Raw genomic sequence first — 24,587 nt, forward strand, 5'->3', positions numbered from 1 at the left:
TCATCCTCTGCCGTCCCGTGCTCGGCACGCAAGACGGAAAAACAAGAAAGCAGATAGTTGTTCCGGGGACGGCGGCGGTTCATCTAGTATCACGGTGCGTATCTCGGTTTTGGTGACGGTCGGAGGGTCGGCGAGTGGCCAGCAGCGGTGAGGGTGACGGGATCCTGCACTTCGAACGCATGCGCGCCGACGTGGCCGCCGGTCTCGACCTGCTCCCGGCACAGGTGGGCGCGGACGACGACCTGCTCCGGCTCGGTCTCGACTCGCTCGGCCTGATGCGGCTGGCCACCCGGTGGCGGCACGCGGGCGCGCGCATCACGTTCGCCGAGCTGATCGAGAGCCGCACCCTCGCCGAGTGGTGGGATCTGGTGTCCGCGCGGATGGGCGAAGCCGACGCCGCGCCGCTGCTCGAAGTGGATCCCGCCGCGCCGTTCGCACTCGCCGAACTCCAGCACGCGTACTGGATCGGCCGCGACGCCGGGCAACCCCTCGGCGGAGTCGGCGCGCACTTCTACAACGAGTTCGACGGCACGGGCGTCGATCCCGACCGCCTCGGGACGGCGCTCGCCGCGCTCGTCCGGCGGCATCCCATGCTGCGCGCGGTCTTCCTCGACGACGGCACGCAGCGGATCGCCGAGCACCAGCCGGAAACCAGGATCACCGTGCACGACCTGCGCGCGCTTTCCGCGCACCGCGCCGAAGAGCGGCTGGCGGAACTGCGCGAGGAGATTTCGCACCGCAAGCTCGCGGTGGAGCGTGGCGAGGTGTTCGACGTGCGGCTGTCCCTGCTGCCGCAGGGCGCGACCCGGATGCACGTCAGCATCGAAATGCTCGCCGCCGACGCGCACAGCTTTCGGAACCTGCTCTCGGATCTCGCCGCCCTGTACGCCGATCCCGGCGCGCCGCTGCCCCCGATCCGGTTGTCGTACCAGCAGTACCTCCTGGCGGCGGCGCGGACGAGGGAACCGGAACGCGACCGGGACCGCGAGTACTGGCGAGCACGGCTCGACGAGTTGCCTGGCCCGCCCGAACTGCCGCTCGCGGTGGCACCGGAGCGGGTGCACGGGCACCGGGTCCGCCGCTGGCAGCACCGCCTCTCCGCGGCCGCCGACGCGGCACTGCGTGAGCAGGCCCGGCGGCACGGGCTGACGGTTTCGGTGGTGCTGCTCACCGCGTTCGCCGAAATCCTCGCGGCGTGGAGCGCGAGTCCCCGGTTCCTGCTCAACCTCCCGCTCTACGACCGCAGGCCGGTGCACGAGGACGTCCCCATGCTGGTCGGCGATTTCACCGGCCTGCTGGTGCTCGCGGCGGACATGGCGCCCGGCGACGGGTTCGCCGCGGCGGCGACCAGGCTGCAGGAGCGGATGCGCGCCGATGCCGCCCACGCCGCGTACTCGGGGTTGGACGTGCTGCGCGATCTCGCGGCGCGCCGTGGTGCCGCCGGGGCGCCCGTGGTGTTCACGAGCGCGTTGAGCCTCGGCGAGCTGTTCGACGAACGCGTCCGCGCACGCTTCGGTGAACCGGGCTGGACGATGTCGCAGACCCCGCAGGTCTGGCTCGACTTCCAGGTCACCGAGCGCGAGGGCGGGATCTTCCTCAACTGGGACGTGGTAGCCGAACTGTTCCCACCCGGCATGGTCGACGCGATGTTCGCGGCCTACTTGCGCTTGCTGGCTTGGGCGACGGGACCGAGCGCCGATTGGTCCGCCGCGCCGCCCGAGCCGCTGGGACCGTCGGCGCGGCAGGTGCGCACGAAGGCGAACGAGGTCGCGATGCCGGTGCGCGATCGCGGTCTGCACGACGACGTTCTGGCGTGGGCGGAGCGCGATCCCGGTCGTACCGCACTGCTTTGCGGCGACGTCGAGACGACCTACGGCGAGTTGGCGCGGGCATCGGCCGATCTCGCCGGGCGGCTCGCCGCGCGCGGGGTGGGGCGCGGCGCCGTGGTGGCGATCAGCCTGCCGAAGGGGGCGGAGCAGATCGTCGCGGTACTGGCGATCCTGCGCACGGGCGCGGCCTACGTCCCGGTCGGCGTCGGGCAACCCGCGATGCGGCGCGATCGCATCCTGCGCGCCGCGGGTGCGCGGTTCGTGGTCGGTACGCACCCGGCCGACGACCTGCCGCCGGGGATCGAGACCGTCCCGGTCGACGGCGAGCCCGCGGTCCGATGGGAGTCGGAGGTCGCCGCGTGCGATGAGGACGTGGCGTATCTCTTGTTCACGTCGGGCTCGACGGGGGAGCCCAAGGGCGTGGTCGTGTCGCACGCGGCCGCGGTGAACACCGTCGACGCGATCGTCGCGCGGTTCGGGATCGGTCCCGGCGACCGCGCGCTCGCGCTGTCCGCATTGGACTTCGACCTCTCGGTGTTCGATGTCTTCGGTCTGCTCGGGGCCGGTGGTTCCCTGGTCGTGCCGCGCGAGGACGAGCTGCGGGACGCGCACCGGTTCGTGGGCCTGGTGCGCGCGCACCGGGTGACCGTCTGGCAGACCGTGCCCGCCCTGCTGGACATGCTGCTGCTCGCCGCGGACGGCGCGCGGCTCGACTCGCTGCGGCTGGCGCTGCTCGGGGGCGATTGGGTTCCGGTGGACATCGGCGCGCGCCTGCACGCGGTCGCGCCCGGCGCGGTCGCCGTCGCGCTGGGCGGCACCACCGAGACCGCGATCCATTCGACGGTGCAGGTGGTTCCGCCGGACCCGCCGGACTGGACCTCGGTGCCCTACGGCAGGCCGTTGCCGAACCAGCTGCTGCGCGTGGCCGACCACCGGTGGCGCGACCGCCCGGACTGGGTGCCCGGCGAGCTGTGGATCGGGGGCGGTTCCGTCGCCGACGGCTACCACGGCGACCCGGACCGGACCGCGCGGCAGTTCGTCCACCGTGCGGGGAAGCGGTGGTACCGCACCGGTGACCTCGCGCGGTACCGGCCGGACGGGACGGTGGAGTTCCTCGGCCGCGCCGACCACCAGGTGAAGATCGGCGGGCACCGGATCGAGCTGGGCGAGGTGGAGGCCGCGTTCGAAGCGGTGCCGGAAGTCGCCCGTGCGGTCGTCGTGGTGACCGGTGCCCGCGCACTCGCGGCCGCGGTGCTACCGGTGACCGGCGCCGAGCCCGAGCCGGATGGGTTGCGGGCGCTCGCGGCCGAACGCGTCCCGGCGTACATGGTGCCGTCCTTCGTGGACGTTCTGGACGAATTCCCGTTGTCCACCAACGGAAAGGTGGACCGGGCGGCGTTGGCCGCGCTACTGGCGGGACACCGGGGAGCCGAGACGGACGAACCCCCGCTCGGTCCGGTCGAGACGGCGGTGGCCGAGGCGTGGACGGCCGTTCTCGACGTGCCGGAAGTGGGACGCGGCACCAGTTTCTTCGCGCTCGGCGGCGACAGCCTGCTCGCTACGAAGGTGGTCAACGCGCTGCGTGCGGCGGGGTATCCGGGTGCCGATCTCCGCCGGTTGTTCGCCAGGCCGCGGCTTTCCGACTTCGCGGCCGATCTCGAGCGCGGGGACGCGGTCGTGCCGGAGGCCCGGCTGGTACCCGCACCGGAACACCGGCACGAACCGTTCCAGCCGACCGACGTCCAGCGCGCGTACTGGGTCGGCCGCAAGGACGACTTCGCACTCGGCGGCGTCGGTTCCCACTGGTACTGGGAGTTCGACGGCGAGGACGTGGACCTGGCGCGGTTGGAGGACGCGGTCAACCGGCTGGTGGCCCGGCACGACATGCTCCGCTGCGTTTTCGACGACCTCGACGGCAGCCAGCGGGTGTTGCCGTCGGTGCCCCGGTTCACCATCGAAACCACGGGAAGCACCGAGGCCGACCTGAGCGCGCTGCGGGAGGACCTTTCCACCCGCGTCCCCGATCCGGCGAGCTGGCCGCTGCTGCACATCCGCGCCGTCCGGTACGGCACGTGCACCCGGCTCGGGTTCAGCTTCGACTACATCGTGCTCGACGCGCTGAGCATCATCCGGTTCCTCCACGAACTCGCGACGCTGTATCGCGACCCCGGCACCGAGTTCGCGCCGTTGACCGCGACCTTCCGGGACTACCTCGCCACCGAGCGCGATCCGGCAATCGTGGCGCGGGCCAAGGACTACTGGCTGTCGCGTTTGGACACTCTGCCGCCCGCGCCGCCGTTGCCGCTGGTCGCCGACCCGGCCCGGATCACCGCACCGCGGTTCGTTCGCAGGGAAGGAACTCTCGCGCCGGAGGAGTGGCAGGCGATCGTGGCGCGAGCGCGCCGCCACGACCTGACCCCCTCGGCGGTGCTCGGCGCCGCCTACGCGGAGGTGCTCGCGACGTGGAGCGGCGCCGCCGAGCTGACGTTGAACCTGACGCTGTTCAACCGCCGCGACGTGCATGCCGACATCCAGCGGGTGCTGGGCGACTTCACCTCGTTGCTCCTGGTGGAACACCGCGCGGGACCCGGTGACGGCTGGCTCGACGTGGCGAGGCGGTTCCAGGAGAACCTCTGGGACGGCATGGCCAACGACGCCGTGTCCGCGTTGTGGGTGCTGCGCGAGCTGGCGGCGCGCACGGGCACACCGTCGGTGACCATGCCGGTGGTGTTCACCAGCGCGCTCGGCATGCCCACCGATCTGGTGGAGATGTCGTTCCCGTTCGGCGAGCTGTGCTGGGGCCTGTCGCAGACCCCGCAGGTGTGGCTGGACAACCAGGTGATGGAACGCGGCGGCGGCCTCGCCTACAACTGGGACTCGGTCGACGAACTCTTCCCGCCGGGCGTGCTCGACGACATGTTCGCGGCCTACCGCGCGCTGCTGGGATGGCTGGCGACCGCGGACTGGACCGGACCGCCGCCGGACCTGGTGCCCGCGGCCCAACGCGCGGTGCGAGCCCGCGTCAACGACACGGCGGGCCATCGTCCGAAAGGGTTGCTGCACACCGATTTCTTCGCCAACGCGGCCGAAAGCCCGGATGCGATCGCGTTGATCGACGACGGTGTGGAGGTGAGCTACGGCGAACTTTCCGAGCGGGCGCTGAGGATCGCCGCCGAACTCACCGCGCGCGGTGTGCGGACGGGCGACATGGTGGTGGTCTCGCTGCCGCGCGGCGCCGATCAGGTCGCGGCCGTGTTCGGGGTGCTCGCCGCCGGTGCCGCCTACGTGCCGATCGGCGTCGACCAACCCGCGCAGCGCCGGTCCCGCATCGTGGCGCGGGCCGGTGCGCGGTTCGCCGTCGCCGACTTCGACGGTCCGTTCGCCGAAGAGGCCGGGGTGCGGATCGTGCCGCCGGATCCCGCGACCGCACCGGCGGACGGTCCCGTCGCCGTCGACCCCGGCACACCGGCGTACGTCATCTTCACCTCGGGCTCGACCGGACAGCCCAAGGGCGTCGAGGTGACGCACGCCGCGGCGCTGAACACGGTGGACGACATCGGCACCCGGTTCGCGGTCACCGCGGCCGATCGCGTGCTCGCACTGTCCGCATTGGACTTCGACCTGTCGGTGTACGACCTGTTCGGACTCCTCGGCGCGGGCGGGGCGGCCGTACTGGTCGCGGAGGAGGACCGCAGGGAGGCGAGGGTCTGGCTTCGGCTGGTCGCCGAATACAGCGTCACCGTGTGGAACACGGTCCCGGCGCTGCTGGACATGGCGTTGATCGCGGCCGACGGCGGCGACTCGCTGGCGGGGCTTCGGCTCGCGCTCGTGTCCGGTGACTGGGTCGGCCTCGATCTGCCGGGCCGGTTCGCGCTCGCCAGCCCGCGTGGCAGGCTCGTCGCGCTCGGTGGCGCCACCGAAGCGGCGATCTGGTCGAACGCGTTCGATCTCGGCGGCTGGACCGGGGTACCGGAAAGCTGGGCGTCGATCCCGTACGGTTTTCCGTTGCGCAACCAGTACTACCGCGTCGTCGACCACCGCGGGCGCGATTGCCCCGACCTGGTGCCGGGTGAGCTGTGGATCGGCGGCGCCGGCGTCGCGACGGGGTACCGGGGCGATCCGGAACTGACCGCGGAACGGTTCGTGCTCGACGGGAACGCCCGCTGGTACCGCACCGGTGACCGGGGCCGGTACTGGCCCGACGGCACGCTGGAGTTCCTCGGCAGGGCGGACAGCCAGGTCAAGATCCGCGGCCACCGCATCGAACTCGGGGAGATCGAAGCCGCCGCGCGCGCCCATCCCGGGATCGCGAGCGCGGTCGCGCTGGTGACCGGGACGGGTACCGCGCGCGCACTGGCGTTGGTGGTGGTACCCGAAACCGAGCTGGACGAGGTGGGATTGAAGGCGTCCCTGCGTGGCTCGCTGCCCGCCTACATGGTCCCGGACCGGCTGCTGACGCTCGACGAACTGCCGCGCTCGCCGAACGGAAAGCTCGACCGCGCGGTGCTCCTGTCCCGTTTGGACGGTGAACCGGAACGGCACAGTCCACCCGAGACACCCGCGGAGCAGGTGCTGGCCCGGTTGTGGGGCGAACTGCTCGACACCACCGGTATCGGCAGGGACCAGAGCTTCTTCGCACTCGGCGGGGACAGTCTCCTCGCGACGCGGCTGACCGAGCAGCTACGGGTGCGCCACGGCGCGGAGGTGTCCCTCCGCGAGGTGTTCGCGGCGCCGACCGTGGCCGAGCTGGCGGTGCTGTGCGCGGCGAAGGCGGCATCGTTCGACGAGGACTTCGAGGAGGGGGTTCTGTGACCAGGGCGCTGGTGGACGAGCTGCGCGGGATCGGCGTGCGGATGTGGAACGACGGCGGGCGCCTGCGGTTCCGCGCACCGGCCGGCGTGCTCACCGCGGAGCACAAGGCGGAACTGAAGGAACGGCGCGACGAAATCCTCGCGCTGCTCGCCGAAGGCGATCGGCTGGTACCGGACAAAAGCGCGCGCCACGAACCGTTCCCGCTCACCGACGTGCAGTCGGCCTACCTGCTCGGCAGGGGCGCGGCCTTCGCGTACGGCGGCGTGGCCTGCCACGGCTACGGCGAACTGCACTACCCCGATCTCGATCCGGACCGAATGACCGCGGCCTGGCAGGCCGTGATCGACCGCCACGACATGCTGCGCGCGGTGGTCGACTTGGGCGGCTCGCAGCGCGTGCTCCCGGAGGTGCCGCCATTCCGGATCCCGGTCACGGACGCGACCGGCGAGGACGGTTTCGCCGCGGTGGCGAGAAACCGGGCGGAACTCGACCACCGGGTGTCCACACCGGAGGACTGGCCGCTGTTCGCGGTGCGCATCACGCGGACCGCGGCCGAGGCCGTGCTGCACGTGTCGATCGACTTCCTGGTGGCCGACTTCCTCAGCGTGCAGACCCTGCTCCGCGAGGTCCACGCGTGCTACGAGCATCCGGAAGATCCCTTGCCACCGCTCGAAATCACCTTTCGCGACTACCTCGTGGCCGAGCGGCGGCAGGCCGCCGACGGCAGGCACGAACGGGATCGCGAGTACTGGCTGGCCCGCATCGACGACCAGCCGCCCGCCCCGGAGCTCCCCGTGCTGCCACCGCAACGTGACCGGGAGGCGCGGTTTTCGCGCTGGGAGACGACACTCGACCCGGAGACCTGGGCCGCGTTCTGCCGCCAGGCGCGCGATCACGACGTCACGCCGTCGGGTGCGGTGCTGGCCGCCTTCGCCGAAACACTGGCGGTGTGGAGCCGTCATCCCCGCTTCACGCTGAACGTGACGCTGCTCAACCGGTTCCCCTTTCACGACCAGGTCAACGCGCTCATCGGCGATTTCACCTCGGTGGAGCTGCTGGCCGTGGACGCCTCGTCCGCCGAGTGCTTTTCCGGGCGCGCCCAGGCCGCGCAGTCCCAGCTCTGGGAGGACCTTGACCACCGTTCGTTCAGCGGCGTCGAAGTGATGCGGGAGCTGACCCGGCGCAAGGGCGCGGACGCGGCCCTGTTCCCGGTGGTGTTCACCAGCGCCATCGGACTGTCCGAAGAGGACACCCATGACGACGCCGCGGGGCGGCTCGGGCACGGGATCAGCCAGACCCCGCAGGTGTGGCTGGACTGCCAGAACATCGAACGGGGTGGCGGGCTCACCAGCAACTGGGACGTCCGCGACGGCGTGTTCCCGCCCGGCGTCATCGACGACATGTTCGCCGCCTACGAGCAATTCCTGCGCGAACTGGCCGCGGGCCCACGTGCGTGGGAAAGCACCGCGCCGGTGAAACTACCGGAGGCACAAGGGGAACGGCGTCGCGCGGTGAACGACACGACCGTCCCGGAGCCGGACGGGCTGCTGCACGAGGCCGTGGTGGCGCAGGCACTGTCCACTCCGGACCGGATCGCGGTCAGCGCGGGCGGGCAGGCGATGACCTACGGCGAACTGCTCGCCAGGGCGGTCGGGCTCGCCGAGCACCTCACCGGCGACGGGTGCGCGCCCGGCGAGATCGTCGCGGTGCGGATCGAACGGGGCGCGCTGCAGGTGGTGGCCGTGCTCGGGATCCTGCTGGCCGGCGGCGCCTACGCACCGGTGGATCTCACCCAGCCGAAGACGAGACGGGACCGGATCCTCACCGGCGCCGGGATCGGCAGGGTGCTCGTCGCGGGCGCCGACGCGGAATCCGACTGGCCGGACGGGGTGCACGCGATCACGGTCGACCGACTGGCACCGGCCGCGCCACGGCGGATGCCGCCGAGGGTGGGGCGCGAGGACCTCGCCTACGTCATCCACACCTCGGGATCCACCGGCGTGCCGAAGGGCGTGATGATCAGCCACCGCGGCGCGCTGAACACGGTGGCGGACATCAACTCGCGGTTCGCGATCGGGGCGGACGACCGGGTGCTCGGGTTGTCCCAGCTCGGGTTCGACCTGTCCGTGTACGACATCTTCGGGCCGCTGGCCGTCGGCGGCGCGCTCGTGATCCCCGATCCGGGCCGTCGAGGGGATCCTTCGCACTGGGCGGATCTGGTCGCCGAGCACCGGGTGACGGTGTGGAACTCGGTGCCGGCGCAGTTGCAGATGCTCACCGATTACCTGGAAGTGGCGCGGACCGTGCCGCTGCCGACCTTGCGGCTCGCGATGCTGTCCGGGGACTGGATCCCGGTGGCGCTGCCGGACCGGATCAGGGACCGCCTGCCCGGCCTGTCGCTGGTGAGCCTCGGTGGCGCGACCGAGGCCGCGATCTGGTCCATCCACCACCCGATCGGCGAGGTCCCGGACGACTGGGTGAGCATTCCCTACGGCACACCGCTGGCGAACCAGACGTTCCACGTGCTCGACGCGGAGTTGCGGGATCGCCCGGACTGGGTGACGGGCGAGCTGTACATCGGCGGCGTCGGCGTGGCCATGGGGTATCTGGGCGATCGAGAGCGCACCGAAGAACGTTTCGTGGTGCGCGAGTCGACGGGGGAGCGGCTCTACCGCACCGGCGATCTCGGCCGGTACCTGCCGGACGGGGAGATCGAATTCCTTGGCAGGGAGGACTTCCAGGTCAAGATCAGGGGCCACCGGATCGAACTGGCGGAGGTGGAGGACGCGCTTCGCGCCGACTCGTCGATCGCCGAGGCGGCGGTGGTCGTCGACGGGGACCAGCCGTTGAACCGCAGGATGGTCGCGTTCGTTACCGGCGCCGCGCTGCCGCCTCCCGATGACGACGATCGCGCCCGTATCGCCGCCGAGCTGAGTTCCGCCGCCACCAGCGCTGGTGCGGCCGAACTGTCCGGAGTGGACAGTGAACGCTACCTCCGGTTCACCCGGGCGCTCGACGAGGTGGCGCTTCCCTCGATGGTGCGCGCTTTGCAGGCGAGCGGCCTGTTCTCCGACGGGGAATCGACGCACACCGAAGAAGACGTCTTCGATGCCGCCGCGGTCGTGCCCGCCCATCGTCGCCTGGTGCGCCGGTGGCTGGCCGCGCTGGTGCGCGAAGGCGTGCTCGCGAGGGACGATCAGGGCCGGTACCGCCTGCTGCGACCGGTCGATGCCGACCTGGTCGCCGCGACGTGGGACCGGGTGGAGGCCGCGGCGGACCCGACCGACGCCGAGCTGCTCGACTACTTCCGCACCAGCATCGACGTGCTCCCCGCACTGTTGCGGGGAGAAAGCGAACCGCTGGCGCTGTTGTTCCCGGCGGGAAGACTCGACCGGTCGCAGGCGTTGTACGAGCACGCCCTGTTCAACCGGTGGGGCAATCGCGCGCTCGGGGCCGCTGTCCGAGCGCTCGCCGACCGGGCACCGCGGCCGTTGCGCGTGCTCGAAGTGGGCGCGGGCGGGGGCGGTTCCACCGCAGCCGTGCTGGACGCGCTCGACGGCGTCGAGATCGACTACCTGTGCACCGACCTGTCGCGGTTCTTCCTGGCACAGGCCGAAGAACGCTTCGGGGAGCGGCCGGGGCTGCGGTTCGGCGTGGTCGACCTCGACCGCGATCTGCGCGCGCAGGGCCTGCTGCCGAACTCGATCGACCTGGTCATCGCCGGGGACGTCCTGCACGCCACGACCGACTTGTCCGCAGCGCTCGACCGGCTCGTGGACGTGCTCGCGCCGTCCGGCTGGCTGCTGGCCCTGGAGATGACCCGCGACCATTACCAGATCATGACCTCGCTCGAACTGCTCGTCCGCGTCGACGAGGAGGCCGCTGACTTCACCGATCTTCGGCGCGGCCGGGATCAGGTGTTCCTGCCACGGGAAAGCTGGCTGGCGGAGTTCGACCGGGGCGGCGCCGACGTCAGCGTGTGCGTGCCGGATAGGGATGGACTGCTCGGGGAACTCGGGCTGTGCCTGTTCGCGGCCCGAGTCAAGGCGGACCGCGCTGCCGTGAGACCGGGCGAGCTGGTGCCCGCGCTGGCGGAACGGCTGCCCGGGTACATGCTCCCGAACGGGATCGTGGTGCTCGACCACCTTCCCGTGTCCGACAGCGGCAAGATCGACCGGAAAGCGTTGCGCGCCATGGTGCCCCGGCGGATCGAGGCGGCGGCGACCACCGCGATCGAGTCCGCCGGAAGCGATCTGGAGCGCGTGCTCGGCCGGATCTGGGCGGAGGCGCTCGGGGTGCCCGCGGTCGGCCGCGACGACAACTTGTTCGAACTCGGCGGCGATTCGCTGATCGCGGCGCAGATCACCGGCAGGGTGCTGGAGGAGGTGCCCGCGGCGGCGAACCAGTTCTTCGACGAGCTGTTGCGCCGCCTGTTGGAGCGGCCGACGGTCGCCGCGCTGGCCGAAGGCCTGGCGACCGCGCCCGCGGCGGACGGCGAACCCGAGTCGCAAGTGGACACTTTGCCGTCACCGTTGCGGCACCTGCGCGATCCCGGAACCGCGGCGACGCCGTGGCTGCTGGTGCACGACACCACCGGAACCGTGGAAGGCTACGACGAACTCGCCGAACTGTTGGGCCGCAAGGCTCCTGTGCTCGGTTTGTGCGCCACAGCGGCGCCCGGGGAAGAGGATCTCGCGGCGGTCGCGGTGCGCTACGCGCGCGCGGTCGCCGACGCCGGGCTCGATCGCGTCCGGGTGCTGGGCAAGGGAAGCGGCGCGGTGCTCGCGGTCGAAATGGCCGGCGCGCTCGCCGACACCGGTGCCGAGACCGGTGCGCTCGTGCTGCTCGACGCGGCGCGGGACGGCACCGGGCCGTGGCACGAGCCGATCGCCGGGCACGAACCGGGGTTGCACGCGGGCGACCTGGTACTGATCACCACCGGAGACAACGAGGATCAGGAGTTCTTCGCCGACCTCTGCCTCGGCGACCTCCGCGAAGTGCGCGTCAGCAACGACGAACTGGTGTCCCGTTTGGACGAAGCGTGAGCCGCATCGGGGTCGTCGGTGGCTACGGCGCGGTCGGCGCGGCGGCGGTCCGCGCGCTCGGTGGCTGGGATCCGGGGCCGATCCGCGTCGGCGGGCGTGCCCCGGACCGGGCCGCGCGCATCGTCGCCGAAGCGGCACCCGGCGGGGAGGCGGTGGCCGTCGATGTCCGGGATCCGCGGTCGCTCGCGCGTTTCTGCGACGGGTGTTCCGTGGTGCTCAACTGCGCGGGGCCCGCCTTCGAGGTGGGTACCTCGGTCGCCGAGGCGGCGTTCGCCTCGGGATGCCAGTACGTCGACGCCGCGGGCGATGACGCCTTGTTCGCGAAGGTCGGCGGGCTCGTGCCGCCCGGCCGGACGGCGGTCCTGTCGGCGGGGATGATGCCGGGTGCTTCCGCACTGCTGCCGCGATACGCGCTCGCGTTGTCGCCGGACGCACGCCGCCTGACGGTGTACGCGGGGGGACGGGACCGGTTCACCAGGGTCGCCGCGGCCGACTTCCTCACCGGCGGCGCGGAGGTTTTCGGGGAGCCGCTCGCGGTGTGGGAGGACGGCCGGAAGGTCTCCGGCGCGCTGACGACCCGTTCCGCCGCGGTGCTCCCGTTCTTCCCCGAACCCGTCACCGCACGCCCGTACCTCGGGAACGAGCTGGCGAGGATCGCGGAGAACGCCGGGCTGGAGCGGCTGGAGTCGTACTCGGTGTTCGCGGGGGAGCGGGCGCTGGCCGCGCTCGGCGGTGACGGTGACCCGGCGGCGGCGGATCGGCTCGCCGCGGCCAGCGAACTCGACCTGTTCGGCAGGCGGCAGTACGCGTTGCTCGTCGTCGAAGCCACTGGAGCGGGCGACGGCGTCACGGTCGCCCTGCGCGGCAGCGGCGCCAGTGCGCTGACCGGCGCCTTCGCCGCCCTGACCGTGCGCGAAGTACTGGCAGGCGCGGTGCCCGCGGGGACGCACCACGCGGGCGAGGTGCTGGATCCGGTGGTCGCCGCGGACGCGCTCGGCGCGCTGGACGGGATCGAGCTGCGGGTCGTGCACCAGCCCTTGGCCGAGGTCGGGTTCGAGGAGGAAGCGCTGTGACGGAAGGAAAGCCGCGCGTCGTGGTGTGCGGGACGCGGTTCGGCCAGGTGTACCTGGAAGCCTTCGAACAGCCCGACGTGCCGTTCGAACTCGCCGGAGTGCTCGGCACCGGCAGCAGGCGTTCGCGGGCGTGTGCCGAGCACTACGGCGTGCCGCTCTACACCGGCCCCGACGAGCTTCCGGCGGACATCGACATGGCGTGCGTGGTCATCCGCGGCGGCCTGCTCGGCGGGCGCGGCTCGGAGCTGGCCACCGCGCTGCTCGACCGCGGAATCCACGTGCTCCAGGAACATCCGCTGCACCACGACGAACTCGCGGGATGCCTGCGCGCGGCGCGGCGGAACAAGGTCGTCTACCGGCTCAACGCGTTCTACTGCCACCAGGAGCCGGTCCGCCGGTTCGTGGCCGCCGCGCGGGAACTGCTGTCGACGCGGCCGCCGCTGTTCCTGGACTCGGCATGCGGTTTCCAGCTCGCGTACTCGTTGCTGGACGTGCTCGCGCGCTGCGTCGGCGGAACCCGGCCGTGGGCGTTCGGCCCACTGCCCGAACTGGACCGCGCGGTGCGGGGCGCGACCTCGCTGGTGATCCCGTTCCGCAGCCTCGACGGGGTGTTCGCCGGTATCCCGATCACGTTGCGGGTACAGAACCAGATGGACCCCGCCGATCCGGACAACTACGCGCACCTGATGCACCGGATCAGCATCGGCACCGACGCGGGCAGCCTCACCCTGGTCGGCACGCACGGCCCCGTGGTGTGGTCGGCGCGGCCCGCGTTCCCGCGCGAGGTGGTCGGGGAGTCGGCCGATCCGTACTTCGACGCGAGCGCGCAAAGGTCCGAAGTGGACAGTTCGGCCGTGCTCGGCCCGGCGAACACCCCGTCCTACCGGGAGGTGTTCCAGACGGTGTGGCCAGCCGGGGTGATCCGCGCGCTCGGCGAGCTGTGGCACGCCGCGAACACCGGTGAGGACCCGTTGCGCGAGGGCAGGCACCACCTCAACCTGTGCAAGCTGTGGCAGGAGCTGACCGCTCGCCTCGGCCCGCCCGATCTCCTCACCGACAAGGCCCCGGTACCTTTCGACCTCGCGGAACTGAGGGCACTGGACGAAGCGGCAGGCGCGTCATGACCGCGGAACTGACCAGGCCGCGGTCGTGGTTGCGCACCTTCCGGCCGTGCTCCTCGGCGACCGCGCGGCTGGTGTGCTTCCCGCACAGCGGTGGCAGCGCGGCGTTCTACCGGAGCTGGGCCACCGCGCTGCCCTCGGACGTGGAACTGGTCGCCGTCCAGTACCCGGGCAGGCTCGACCGCATCCGGGAACCACTGGTCGACGACATGCCGACGATGGTCGAGGCGATCGTCGGCGAACTGCGCTCCGTGCCGCGAGGCGGGCTCGCGTTGTTCGGGCACAGCATGGGCGCCTCGGTCGCCTGGGAGGTCGCGCACCGCGTCGCCGCGGACGCGCTGTTCGTGTCCGGCAGGCCCGCCCCTCGGCACCACAGGCGCGGGCGGCGGCACCTCGGCTCGGACGACGCGCTGTGGGGACACGTGCGCGCGCTCGGCGGCAGCCAGGATTCCTTGCTGGACAACGCTGTCGTGCGGGAAGTCGCGCTGCCGCCGCTGCGGGCCGACTACCGGCTGATCGAAACCCACACGCCCACGCTCGGTCCGCCGCTGGCGGCGCCGATCATCGCGCTGAGCGGCGACGCGGATCCGGAGGCGGAGTTGCGCGAGGTGGCTGACTGGCGGGGCTGCACCACCGGACCGTTCCGGCTGCGCACCTTTTCCGGCGGGCACTTCTACCTGGTACCGCGGTTCGACGAGGTGACGGCCGCGGTGACCGAGGAGCTGGCCGCCGCCGGGCTCATTACGAGAAGAAGACCTCCACGCTGAGTCCTGTACTCGGCCTCGCCGTCGATCCCCGGTTGCGGTCGCCTGACGAGCCCGCTCAGTCGTCGGCGGCCACCGTGGCGGCGATCGGCTCGAGCGCCGCGATCAGCTCGTCGATTTCGTCCGCCGTGAGCACGTCGTACGCCGGTGCCGCCAGCTCGTCGGTGTGGGCCTCGATCCGCTCTTTGGTCTCCCGGCCGGCGTCGGTGAACCCGCCGTCGGCGTCCACGAGGCCGCGGCCGCGCAACCCGTCGACGACACCGGCCAGCTGTGCCTTCGGTAGGTGGTGGACGCGACCGAACTCCTCGGCCTTCATGCCAAGGGAAAGTGCGAGCAGGACGTGGGCCTCGGTGCCGCCGATGCCGTTGGCGACGAGCGCGGCGTTGTGGCCGTCACCGCGGTGCTCGCGTAGCAGCGTCGCCGCGTGCCAAAGCCGGGCCACCGGCTCCTCCGGCACGTCGAGCGCCCGCAACCCGGCGTAGAGCACCCGCCCCTCGGTCGGCGCGCTGACCGCTGCCCGGGTGGTCAGGTCGGCGGCCCGCACCAGGCCGGGGGAGTCGGCGAGATCCCCGATCCGCTGCCGCAATGCCGCGGCGCTGCCCCGTTCACGCACGGCGATCGCCTCCTGCGGGGTGATCTTGCCCCAGACCCACGGGATGTGGCGCGCCACCTCGCCGTCGGCGAAGTTGTAGAAGACCGCGTGCACCACCTCGGCAGGCGCCAGGCCCAGCGGCGCGGCCCGGCCCGCGAAGTACCCGTCCCAGTAGTTGCGCATGCCCAGAGCCAGGAACGCCTCGTTCGGCACCTCGGAGAAGGTGATGGCGGCGATCGGCTCGATGAGCTCGAACATGCGGTGGATCTTGGCTTGTGAGTGCGACATCGGTGAGCATCTCCTGTGGACACGACCGCACGCTCGTGGGCGGCCTCTCACCCTAGCGACGAACAACGGGACCCGGATACGACAACTCGGCCGAGACCAATCCAAGGCGGTCGCTGTGCGCGGAACACGACGAGCGCTGCGGTCGAGGGTGGATTCCTGGTCGGTTATCGTGCTGGGGTGGAGATCTAGGTGGTGGAGGGTGCGCTGGTCGAGGTGCCCACACGCGCGGTCACGGGAATGGACCGGCGCGTGTTCGGGGAGTTCGTCGGGCCGCGGGGCGAGCTGGCGTCGTACGCGTTCGGCTGGACCACCGGGTCGGATCCGCACGTCGCCCGTCTGTCGATCGGAATCGGCGCGGGTGATCCCGGCGGCGGCACTTTCCACGCCATCATCTTCGATAACGAGGACGAGCATGCGTTCTCGCTGACCGACGAGCCGTTCGAGCGAGTGCCGCAGGGCGGCCCGGACCTGACCGCGGACGAGGCGCGCGCCTATGAGGATCTGCCGTTCGTCTGGTGGATGACCGACGAGATCATGCAGCGCGATCGGCGGGCCTGGTGGATGCGGCACTGGCTGCAGGGAACCACCTGTATCCAGACCCTCGAGGTCTTCGAGCGCCGCGAGCCCATCTTGTTCGTCCAGCACGAGGCCGATGACGGCATCTGGCAGCTGATCGGCGCCTCCGACGCGGACGGCAGCACCGGCAAGATCGGGCACCTGCACCACGCAATCGACGAAGATCAAAGCCTGATCGACATCCTCGATCTGCCACCCGGTGGCAGTGCGACACGAACGGGCGCCGGAAGTCCTTGGACCGGCCGCTACTAGACCCGCCTACTCGCTCAGTCTGGTGGGTGGTGTGCTGACCGCGCTGACCCGTGCTCCCCGGAATTCGATCCGGGTGTCGTGCCCCAGCGGAACGTTGAGGTAGAGCCAATACGCGTCGCGGCGCCGGAAGCGGCCCAACGAAACTACGTGCGTCCCGGACCGTCGCGCGGCGCGCAGGTACTGCCCCGTCGTCGTGTTGGCATGCGGGGTCCCCGATGGCGCCGCGATCTCGCTCCTGGGAAGCCGGGTTCGCGCGCAAAAGGGTCGGTTCCCCGACGGGCTACTGCTACGTTGCCACGGGTGCCCACCTTCGAGGAGATCACCCGACACCGCGACCCCGACCCGGCCGAGAACCCGTGGGTGAACGGGCCCCCACCGCCGGAGACGGTGTCGATCGTCGCCTACCGGCCTGAGTGGCCGCGCCGCTACCAGGCTGTGGCGGAGGAGATCCGCGCGGCGCTCGGCTCGGCGGTGGTGGACATCGAGCATGTCGGGTCGACCTCCGTCGAAGGACTGGCCGCCAAGGACGTCATCGACATCGACCTCACGGTGGCCGATCCCCGCGACGAGGAGCGGTACGTCCCGCCGCTCACGTGGATCGGCTACCTCCTCACGGTTCGGGAGCCGTCCTGGCACGAGCACCGGTGCCTGAGGCTGGCCGAACCTCGCGTGAACCTGCACGTGTTCGGACCGGACTGCGCGGAGGCCATCCGGCACCGCATGTTCCGCGACTGGTTGCGCGCCCACCCCGAGGACCGCGCGCAGTACGAGAACGCCAAACGGGCGGCGGTCCCCGGAGGCGGGAGCGTCATGGACTACAACGCGCGCAAGGAGGAGACCGTCCGCGCGATCTACGACCGGCTCTTCCGCGCGGCGGGAATGCTTTAGGCACCCGACAGGAAGGAACCAGGAGAACCGTTGTCGGGCGCCGGACCATAGCCGCGGTCGACCTGATCTTCCTGGCCGGTCTCGGTATTGCTGTTTCCGCTTTTCTCGCCGCAATTCTCCCCTGAGTGTACTGGTTTTCGCGGTGGAGGACCGGAGTCGATCGCTGACGTTGCGCGCACGGTGTATCACGGCGATCGAACGTCCGCTTCTGCCGCCGAGTGAATATCAGCCGAGCGCTCGAATTTCGGTCGCCAGCTTCTCCTGGCTGGCGGCCCACGACGCCAACAGGGCCAGACCGTCCGCGGTCGCGGTGCCGGCGGGCGCGGTGTAGACGATCAGGAGCAGGCCGGGGTCGGCGGGCAGATCCATCGACTCGACGTCCAGATCGAGCTGGCCCACTACCGGATGGTGCATGCTCTTCCGTCCGGACCGATGGAGCCGAACGTCCTGAGACGCCCACCGCTGCCGAAACAGTTCACTGCGTGTCGACAGTTCACCGACCAGGGCGATCAGCTCCTCGTCGTGCGGATTACGGCCGGCTTCCATGCGTAGCTTCGCGGCCACATCGCAGACGATTCGGTCGTAATCGACGAAGAACGCTTTCGCCGCTTCGGGATCCAGGTACACGAACCGCGCGGTGTTCGCCGGCCGTCGCTTGTCGGCCAGCACCGGTGAATACAGTGCGCGGGCAAGGTGATTCATGGCCAGCACGTCATAACGGCCGTTGCAAATCCACGCCGGCGCATCGGCGATGGCGTCGAGCACCTGCTGAAGTGCCGGACGCACCGTCACGGCGGGCCGACGGCGGCGTCGGCCGCCGGGCGCCCTGGACTGCCGCGCGAGGTGGAACAGGTGATCGCGCTCCGCCTCGTCGAGGTGCAAGGCAGCGGCCAACGCTTCGAGCACCCCGTCGGAGGCACCGGCGAGGCTGCCGCGCTCCATGCGCACGTAGTAGTCGACCGATACCCCGGCCAGGAGCGCGACCTCCTCGCGGCGCAGACCTTTGACCCGACGGTGGCCGCCGTACGCGGGCAGACCGGCCCGCTCGGGGGTGATCCGCGCGCGACGCGAACTCAGGAATTCCTTGATCTCGGTGCGCAGGTCGATCGTGGCCACCCCTTCACCGTAGGTCCTGTCCACAGGCGAAGGGAGGTTCTGCTGGTCCCCCCAACTCCTAAGTGCCTGATGCGGTCGCGGCGATGCCGCCGTCGACCGGGATGATGGCGCCCGTCAGGTACGACCCGGCCTGGCTGGCGAGGAACACGGCGATACCGGCCATGTCGTCGTCGCGGCCGAGTCGGCGCAGCGGGGCCTTCGCCGCGATCTTGTCGCCGACGGCCTCGAGCGTGGACGCCATCATCTGCGACGGGAACGGTCCTGGGGCTACCGCGTTCACGGTGACGTGCTGTGGGCCGAGTTCCCTGGCAAGCACCCTGGTGAGTTGATGGAGTGCCGCTTTGCTGCTGGCGTAGGAGTAGTTGGGCGACTCGGCGACGTGGATGGCGGCGATACTGCCGATGTTGATGATCCGCGCGGGATCATCGGCGGTGCCCGCCCGGCGAAGTGCCGGGAGCAGCGCCTGCACCAGCCAGAACGGCGCCTTGAGGTTGAGGTCGACCACTGTGTCCCATGCCTCGGCCGGGAACGTCTCCAGCGGCTCGCGCCACATCGCTCCCGCGTTGTTGACGAGGATGTCCAGGCGTTCCGAGTCGGCCTTGACGAGATCAGCGAGGCGCTGACACTCGTCGTGCCTGGACAGGTCGGCGGGGAATGCTTGAACATCGCCGAATTCGGACAGCAGACGCCGTGCCTCCGCGCACGCGTCCGCGTTGCGTGAACTGATGATGACGCGAGCGCCCGCCTGCAGAAGGCCGCGCGCGATCATCATCCCGATTCCCTTGGTGCCGCCGGTGACGAGTGCGTACTTCCCACTCAGATCGAAAAGGTCTGCGTGAGTGGTGAACTGGTTGTCCGCCATTGGTTTTTGTTCCTTTTGTCGTGGAAGCAGGTGCGGCCGGAAGCCGACTCGCACAGGTTGACAGGCGTCCTGGACGGCCGGGAGATCCTGGTGATACCGGTACTGTGAGAGCCTTGGTGACCAGTTCAGCTGGAACTGGCCGCCATGACCTCCGGCGCGATGTCCAGCACCAGCAGTGCGGCCGCGACATGGGTGGGGTTGTTCTCGACCTTGACGACCGAGAGTTCGTTGGCGCGCGAGACTCGCCGCTCCACGGTGTTGCGGTGTGCGTAGAGGTTGGCGGCCGCCCGCGTGGTGTTGAAGCCGCACTGCACGTAGGTGAGGAGTGCTTGCCGTAGCGCCGGGTCGGCTTCGGCCAGCGGACCGAGAGTGTTGATGACGAATCGGCGTGCGCCGGCGCGGTCTTTCGTGAGGGCGTCGATCAACTCGACCTCCGCGTAGGCCGTGAATCGCCGTTCGGAGCCGAGCCGGACGATCAGCGCCTGGGCCGAGAGGGCGTCCTGGTGGCTGGCCCGGAACCCGTCGAGCCCGCGTCCTGGCCTTCCCGCTGAGACGCGAACCTCGTTGGCTGCCACGATCTTCTCCACCGGGTGCAGGTCCGGGGCGTCCGCTCCGGACAGCCAGATCCAGCGCGAGGTGGTGCTGGAACGGGCGACCAGCGTGCTTCGGCTCGCGTCGGCGGAGCGCAGGGCCGCGGTCGCTTCCTCCAGGGAGTCCTGCTGGCCGGGATCGTCGACCCACAGCACGAGACCCACGTGCCACCGCGCCATCCGGTAGCGCAGGCGCCCCTCGGCGAATTCCTCCGACACCGGCGCCCCGCTGGCGATCATCTGGATCAGGGCGATCGCTTCGGCGTCCGCGTTGCCCATCGCGGCGGCGAGGCTGGTCTCGTGCAGGGTCGCGACCGAGTCGAGGGCGTACTGCACCAGCGACTTCGCCGACACGTCCAGGACGTCCACGAGCAGGTCCCGGTCCGCGCAGTGCGCCGAGCATTCCTCCAGCCAGCGGCGCCAGCCGATCCCCAGCGCCGCCCGCCACCCCTCGGCGAAGTCGGGTGCGATCCCGCGGGCGACGAGATCGCCGATGTACGCGGTGATCCGCGGGCCGACGTAGGGCTCCACCCGTTGTCCAGGGCGCTGGATGTTCGAGGTCAGCCACTGGACGAGATCCGACCGGTTCAGCTCGCGGTCCTCCTCGCCCAGCGACGCGTCCGTGAGCACCACCGGGTTGTAGTGCACCCGGCGGGTGGACGCGGAGAGGACTTCGGCCAGCGCGTCGGTGTCCGCCACGAGCCGCTGGGACACGGCCCGGATCGCCTCCGCGGCCTCGGCGGTGGGCGGGGGCCACAGCTCTTCCATCCCCGAAGTGTGCCTCGCCTCCCGCGCATCGGCACGGCATGCGCCGGGAGGAGTGCATCGTGCACCGGCTCCGGGCGAAACCGGTGCTCGCTGTCGTTGTGACCCGGAGTCACGGCTCGCGACAGTGAAGCCACATCAGCAGCCGGCTCAGCGAGGAGAGGCAACCATGACAGCTGAGGTGTCGGACGCGGTCGAGGAGTTCGACGTCGTCGTCATCGGCGCGGGAATCTCCGGGATCGGCGCGGCCACGTATTTCAGCCGGGAACTGCCCGGCAAATCGCTCGTCGTGCTGGAGGGCCGCGACAGCATCGGCGGCACCTGGGATCTTTTCCGCTACCCGGGCATCCGGTCCGACTCGGACCTGCACACCTTCGGCTACGAGTTCAAGCCGTGGCGCCACGAGGCCGCGATCGCGGACGCTCCGCTGATCCGGGAGTACCTCCAGGAAACGGTGGAGGAGAACGACCTGAAGCGGCTGATCAGGCTGCGCCACCGGGTCGTCAGGGCGGAATGGTCCACAGTGGACTCGCGGTGGACGCTCGGCGTCGAGGCGACGGATCCCGTCACGGGAACGGCCGCGACGAAGACGATCCGGGCGGGCTGGGTGTTCGCCGCCACCGGTTATTACCGGTACGACAAGGGTTTCACCCCGGAGTTCCCCGGACGCGACGACTTCGAGGGACAGATCGTGCATCCGCAGCACTGGCCCGAAAACCTCGACTACCGCGGCAAGAAGGTCGTCGTCATCGGCAGCGGCGCGACCGCGGTGACGCTGGTGCCCGCGATGGCAGGCGATGCCCAGCACGTCACGATGCTGCAGCGCACGCCCACTTACATCATGTCGCTGGCCCGCGTCGACCGGCTCGCGTTGACTCTCACGAAGCTGTTGGGAGAAAAGCGCGGGTACGCCGCGACGAGATTCAAGAACATCTGGGTCGAACACGGGATCGTCAAGGGCCTGCGCGCGTTCCCGAAGATCGGGCGCGCGCTGATCCGGCGGGAGAACCTCAAGCGGCTGCCAAAGGGGTTCGATGTCGACAAGCATTTCACCCCGCCGTACGACCCGTGGGACCAGCGGCTGTGCCTGGCCCCGGACGGCGATTTCTTCGACGCGATCTCGGCGGGCACCGCCTCGGTCGTCACCGAGGCCATCACGAGGTTCAGCGAACGCGGCATCGTCCTGGCCTCGGGTGAGGAACTGGAAGCCGACATCATCGTCACCGCGACCGGGTTGACCATGCGGCTCTTCGACGGGATGCCGATCGTGGTCGACGGGCGCGAGACCGACATCGCGGACTCGGTCTCCTACCGCGGGATGCTGCTGAGCGGGATTCCCAACTGGGCCATGGCGATCGGCTACACGACCTCGTCGTGGACGCTCAAGGTGAGCCTGATGTGCCGCTACTTCATCGATCTGGTCCGGCACATGGACGCGCACGGCTACGACCGGGTGGTCCCGGTCGCGGTGCCGGGGATGCCGCGAAGGCCGGTCATGGATCTTCAGTCCGGCTACGCCAAGCGCGCCGAGAAGCGGTTGCCCAAGCAAGGGGACGCCGCGCCGTGGCGGATGGCGATGTCCTACCCCGAGGACGCCAAGGCGCTACGCGGCCCGGTCGCCGACGAGAACCTCGAGTTCGGCGCGGCCCGCTCGGCGGTGCTGCCCGGGGAGAGGCGGTCGGCCCATGTCTGAAGACCAGTACGCGGCCCTGCCGTCCGGCATGACGATCTGCTTCCGCGACCACGGAGACCAGGCCGATCCCGCGATCCTGCTCATCGCCGGGTTGGGCGAGGACCTCACCTTCTGGCCCGGCTCGTTCGTCGATTCGCTGGTGGACCGGGGGTTCCGGGTCGTCACGATGGACAACCGCGACGTCGGCCAGTCCACGTACGCGGCCACTCCGCCGCCCGCGCTGTGGCGCCAACTGCTCGCACGCCCTCGCGTTGACGCCTACTCGCTGGCGGACATGGCCGCCGACGCTGTCGGAGTCCTCGACCACCTCGGGATCAAGCAGATTCACCTCGCCGGGCGGTCCATGGGCGGGATGATCGCGCAGACGGTCGCCGCGGCCGAACCCGCGCGGGTCCGGTCCCTGACCTCGATCTTCTCGACCACCGGCGCGAAGAAGGTCGGGCAGCCCGCGCTGTCGACGATGCGGCTGCTCGCCGCCCCGCCGGCGCGGACCAGGACCGCCGCGGTACGCGCCCACCTGCGGATCACCAGCCACGTCGCCGGAACGGGATACCCCATCGACGACGCGGCCGAGGCCGCCGTCGTGGCAGGCGGCTGGGATCGCGCCGCCGGAGACCTGGCCGCGGGCACGGCCCGGCAGATCCAGGCGATCCAGGCATCCGGAGACCGGACCGCCCAGCTGAGCCGGATCACCGCCCCGACCCTCGTGCTCAACGGCGACCGGGATCTGCTGGTCGCCCCCAGCGGCGGCGCGGCGACGGTGAAGGCGATCCGCTCCGCGCAGCACGTCGTCATTCCCGGCATGGGCCACCACATTCCCGAGGCACTGGTCGAGCCCATCACCCAATACATCTCGGAACACGCCAAACGCGTGACCGAAGGGGGAAACCATGCCCGGATTTCCTGAACGGAGCACAGCGTCATGAGGATCGACAACGTCGAGTACAGCACTTTCAGCGGCTGGATCGATCCGCCCGCCGACGTCCTCCCGAGCCTGGACGGCGACCTGTCGTGCGATGTCGTGGTCGTCGGCGGGGGCATGGGCGGCATGGCGACGGCGCTGCGGCTCGCCGAGCGCGGCAAGGACGTGGTGCTGCTGGAGGCCGAGTTCTGCGGCTACGGTTCCAGTTCGCGCAACGGCGGCCAGATCGCGAGCGTGCCGGGCGGGGATCTCCGCCTGCTGAGCCTCTTCTATACCAAGAAGGTGCCCGGCATGGTGCGGCTGGCCGAGAATTCCGCGAGCTTCACCGAAGACCTCATCAACACTCACAGCATCGACTGCGACTACGAGCCCAACGGCCTGGCGTTCGCCGCCGTGGGACCCGGGCAGATGTTTCGCACGCGGACCTTGGCGGCGATTCTCCGCCGCGCGGGCGGACGCGGTCACGTCGGCACGAGCAAGGAACTCGGCATTCCCCGCAATTTCGTCGGCGGCATGCGCGAGGCCGTGGGCGGAATGCTGAACCCGGGCAAGCTGAGCCGGGGAGTACGCCGCGCCCTGATCTCGTCACCGGCCCGGGTTTTCGAGCAGACGAAGGTCACTGATGTGCGGCGCCACAACGGAAAGGTCGTTCTCTCGACCCCCGGCGGTACCGTGCGTGCGAACAAGGCGGTGCTCGCGACGAACGCCTACTCGGGGGAGTGGGACATCACCCCCAAGCGCTTGTCGGTGCCGTTGTGGCTGATCGAGATGGAGACCGAGCCGATCGCCCCGGAGCGCCTCGCCGCGCTGGACTGGACCAGCCGGTCGGGAGTCATCACTCAGCACCAGGTCATGGAGCACTACCGGCTCACCGCGCGGGGCACCATCGTGTTCGGCGTCCGGCGCGTCGAGCGCGGTATGACTTACCCGTTGCCGGCGAAGGCCCCGGACCGCGCGATGGTCGAAGAGCTTGCCGGTGCGTTCGCGACCCGTTTCCCCGCCCTCGCCGACATCGCCGTGGAGCGGGCGTGGGGCGGCTGGATTGCGATCACCTCGTCCTGGCTGTCGGTCGCCGGGCGGATCAACGACGACATCTACTACTCGATCGCGTGCAACGGGCACGGACTGGCTCAGGCGCCGTACGTGGGGTCGCTGATCGCCGACTCCATTGTGGACGGATCACGGCACGAGGATCTCGACGGCATCTGGGCGGAGAAACCGAAGTTCCCGCCCTTCGCGATGGTCGGCCCGCTCGGCCTGCGCCTGGTGTGGGTACTCGACCGCTTCACCGATCTGATCAACGGCAGCCGCCGCCGCGCCCTCCGAGCAGCCGCTCGGGCGCGCTGAACCATCCCCGACCTCTCGCAGCACGTAAACCGTGTGGGCAAAAGGAGAAACG

General features: G+C 70.5%; 14 protein-coding genes. 10 read left to right on the forward strand and 4 right to left on the reverse strand.

What is annotated here, in order from left to right; genetic code table 11:
* Window positions 1–134 precede the first annotated feature (134 nt).
* From HUW46_RS41545 to HUW46_RS41565, 5 genes are read left to right on the forward strand one after another with little or no spacing between them, the layout of a single operon-like run.
* The gene (locus HUW46_RS41545; RefSeq protein ID WP_254125475.1) at window positions 135–6,641 is read left to right on the forward strand and encodes a non-ribosomal peptide synthetase; all 6,507 of its coding nucleotides are present in this window, start codon (window positions 135–137) and stop codon (window positions 6,639–6,641) included.
* The gene (locus HUW46_RS41550) at window positions 6,638–11,686 is read left to right on the forward strand and encodes a non-ribosomal peptide synthetase (protein WP_215544136.1); all 5,049 of its coding nucleotides are present in this window, start codon (window positions 6,638–6,640) and stop codon (window positions 11,684–11,686) included. The genes HUW46_RS41545 and HUW46_RS41550 overlap by 4 nt, the downstream gene beginning before the upstream one ends.
* Window positions 11,683–12,759 carry a saccharopine dehydrogenase NADP-binding domain-containing protein gene (locus tag HUW46_RS41555; RefSeq protein WP_215544137.1) on the forward strand — a complete coding sequence of 359 codons (1,077 nt, stop codon included), beginning with the start codon at window positions 11,683–11,685 and terminating at the stop codon, window positions 12,757–12,759. The genes HUW46_RS41550 and HUW46_RS41555 overlap by 4 nt, the downstream gene beginning before the upstream one ends.
* A complete protein-coding gene (locus HUW46_RS41560; protein WP_215544138.1) occupies window positions 12,756–13,883 on the forward strand; it encodes a Gfo/Idh/MocA family oxidoreductase in 1,128 nt (375 codons plus the stop codon). Before HUW46_RS41555 ends, HUW46_RS41560 begins: the two co-directional genes overlap by 4 nt.
* Window positions 13,880–14,647, forward strand: coding sequence for a thioesterase II family protein (locus HUW46_RS41565; RefSeq protein WP_215544139.1), 768 nt, complete (start codon window positions 13,880–13,882; stop codon window positions 14,645–14,647). The genes HUW46_RS41560 and HUW46_RS41565 overlap by 4 nt, the downstream gene beginning before the upstream one ends.
* A gap of 55 nt (window positions 14,648–14,702) precedes the next feature.
* On the opposite strand, the gene HUW46_RS41570 is transcribed toward HUW46_RS41565, so the two are convergent.
* Window positions 14,703–15,524 (reverse strand): SCO6745 family protein, encoded by an 822-nt coding sequence (locus HUW46_RS41570; protein ID WP_215544140.1) that lies wholly within the window; start codon window positions 15,522–15,524, stop codon window positions 14,703–14,705.
* A gap of 189 nt (window positions 15,525–15,713) precedes the next feature.
* Here HUW46_RS41570 and HUW46_RS41575 point away from each other — a divergent pair, with 189 nt between their 5' ends.
* Together HUW46_RS41575 and HUW46_RS41580 are read left to right on the forward strand one after the other, a co-directional pair.
* Window positions 15,714–16,352: a hypothetical protein gene (locus HUW46_RS41575; RefSeq protein WP_254125479.1), complete on the forward strand. Its 639-nt coding sequence runs from the start codon at window positions 15,714–15,716 to the stop codon at window positions 16,350–16,352.
* Between the two features lie 300 nt (window positions 16,353–16,652).
* Entirely contained in the window at window positions 16,653–17,240 is a 588-nt protein-coding gene (locus HUW46_RS41580) for a GrpB family protein (RefSeq protein WP_215544141.1), read from the forward strand.
* 225 nt (window positions 17,241–17,465) lie between these two features.
* On the opposite strand, the gene HUW46_RS41585 is transcribed toward HUW46_RS41580, so the two are convergent.
* From HUW46_RS41585 to HUW46_RS41595, 3 genes are all read right to left on the reverse strand, one after another.
* On the reverse strand, window positions 17,466–18,356 hold the full coding sequence (locus HUW46_RS41585) for an MmyB family transcriptional regulator (protein WP_215544142.1): 891 nt from the start codon (window positions 18,354–18,356) through the stop codon (window positions 17,466–17,468).
* A gap of 58 nt (window positions 18,357–18,414) precedes the next feature.
* Window positions 18,415–19,218 carry an SDR family oxidoreductase gene (locus tag HUW46_RS41590; RefSeq protein ID WP_215550433.1) on the reverse strand — a complete coding sequence of 268 codons (804 nt, stop codon included), beginning with the start codon at window positions 19,216–19,218 and terminating at the stop codon, window positions 18,415–18,417.
* 125 nt (window positions 19,219–19,343) lie between these two features.
* Window positions 19,344–20,576, reverse strand: a complete 1,233-nt coding sequence (locus HUW46_RS41595; protein ID WP_215544143.1) for a helix-turn-helix domain-containing protein — start codon at window positions 20,574–20,576, stop codon at window positions 19,344–19,346.
* 166 nt (window positions 20,577–20,742) lie between these two features.
* Here HUW46_RS41595 and HUW46_RS41600 point away from each other — a divergent pair, with 166 nt between their 5' ends.
* The 3 genes from HUW46_RS41600 to HUW46_RS41610 are packed head-to-tail and all read left to right on the forward strand — an operon-like array spanning window position 20,743 to window position 24,535.
* Window positions 20,743–22,266, forward strand: a complete 1,524-nt coding sequence (locus HUW46_RS41600; protein WP_215544144.1) for a flavin-containing monooxygenase — start codon at window positions 20,743–20,745, stop codon at window positions 22,264–22,266.
* On the forward strand, window positions 22,259–23,173 hold the full coding sequence (locus tag HUW46_RS41605; protein WP_215544145.1) for an alpha/beta fold hydrolase: 915 nt from the start codon (window positions 22,259–22,261) through the stop codon (window positions 23,171–23,173). The genes HUW46_RS41600 and HUW46_RS41605 overlap by 8 nt, the downstream gene beginning before the upstream one ends.
* Before the next feature lie 15 nt (window positions 23,174–23,188).
* The gene (locus tag HUW46_RS41610; protein ID WP_215544146.1) at window positions 23,189–24,535 is read left to right on the forward strand and encodes an NAD(P)/FAD-dependent oxidoreductase; all 1,347 of its coding nucleotides are present in this window, start codon (window positions 23,189–23,191) and stop codon (window positions 24,533–24,535) included.
* Window positions 24,536–24,587: the final 52 nt, after the last annotated feature.

This window comes from Amycolatopsis sp. CA-230715 (assembly GCF_018736145.1).
Classification (GTDB): domain Bacteria; phylum Actinomycetota; class Actinomycetes; order Mycobacteriales; family Pseudonocardiaceae; genus Amycolatopsis.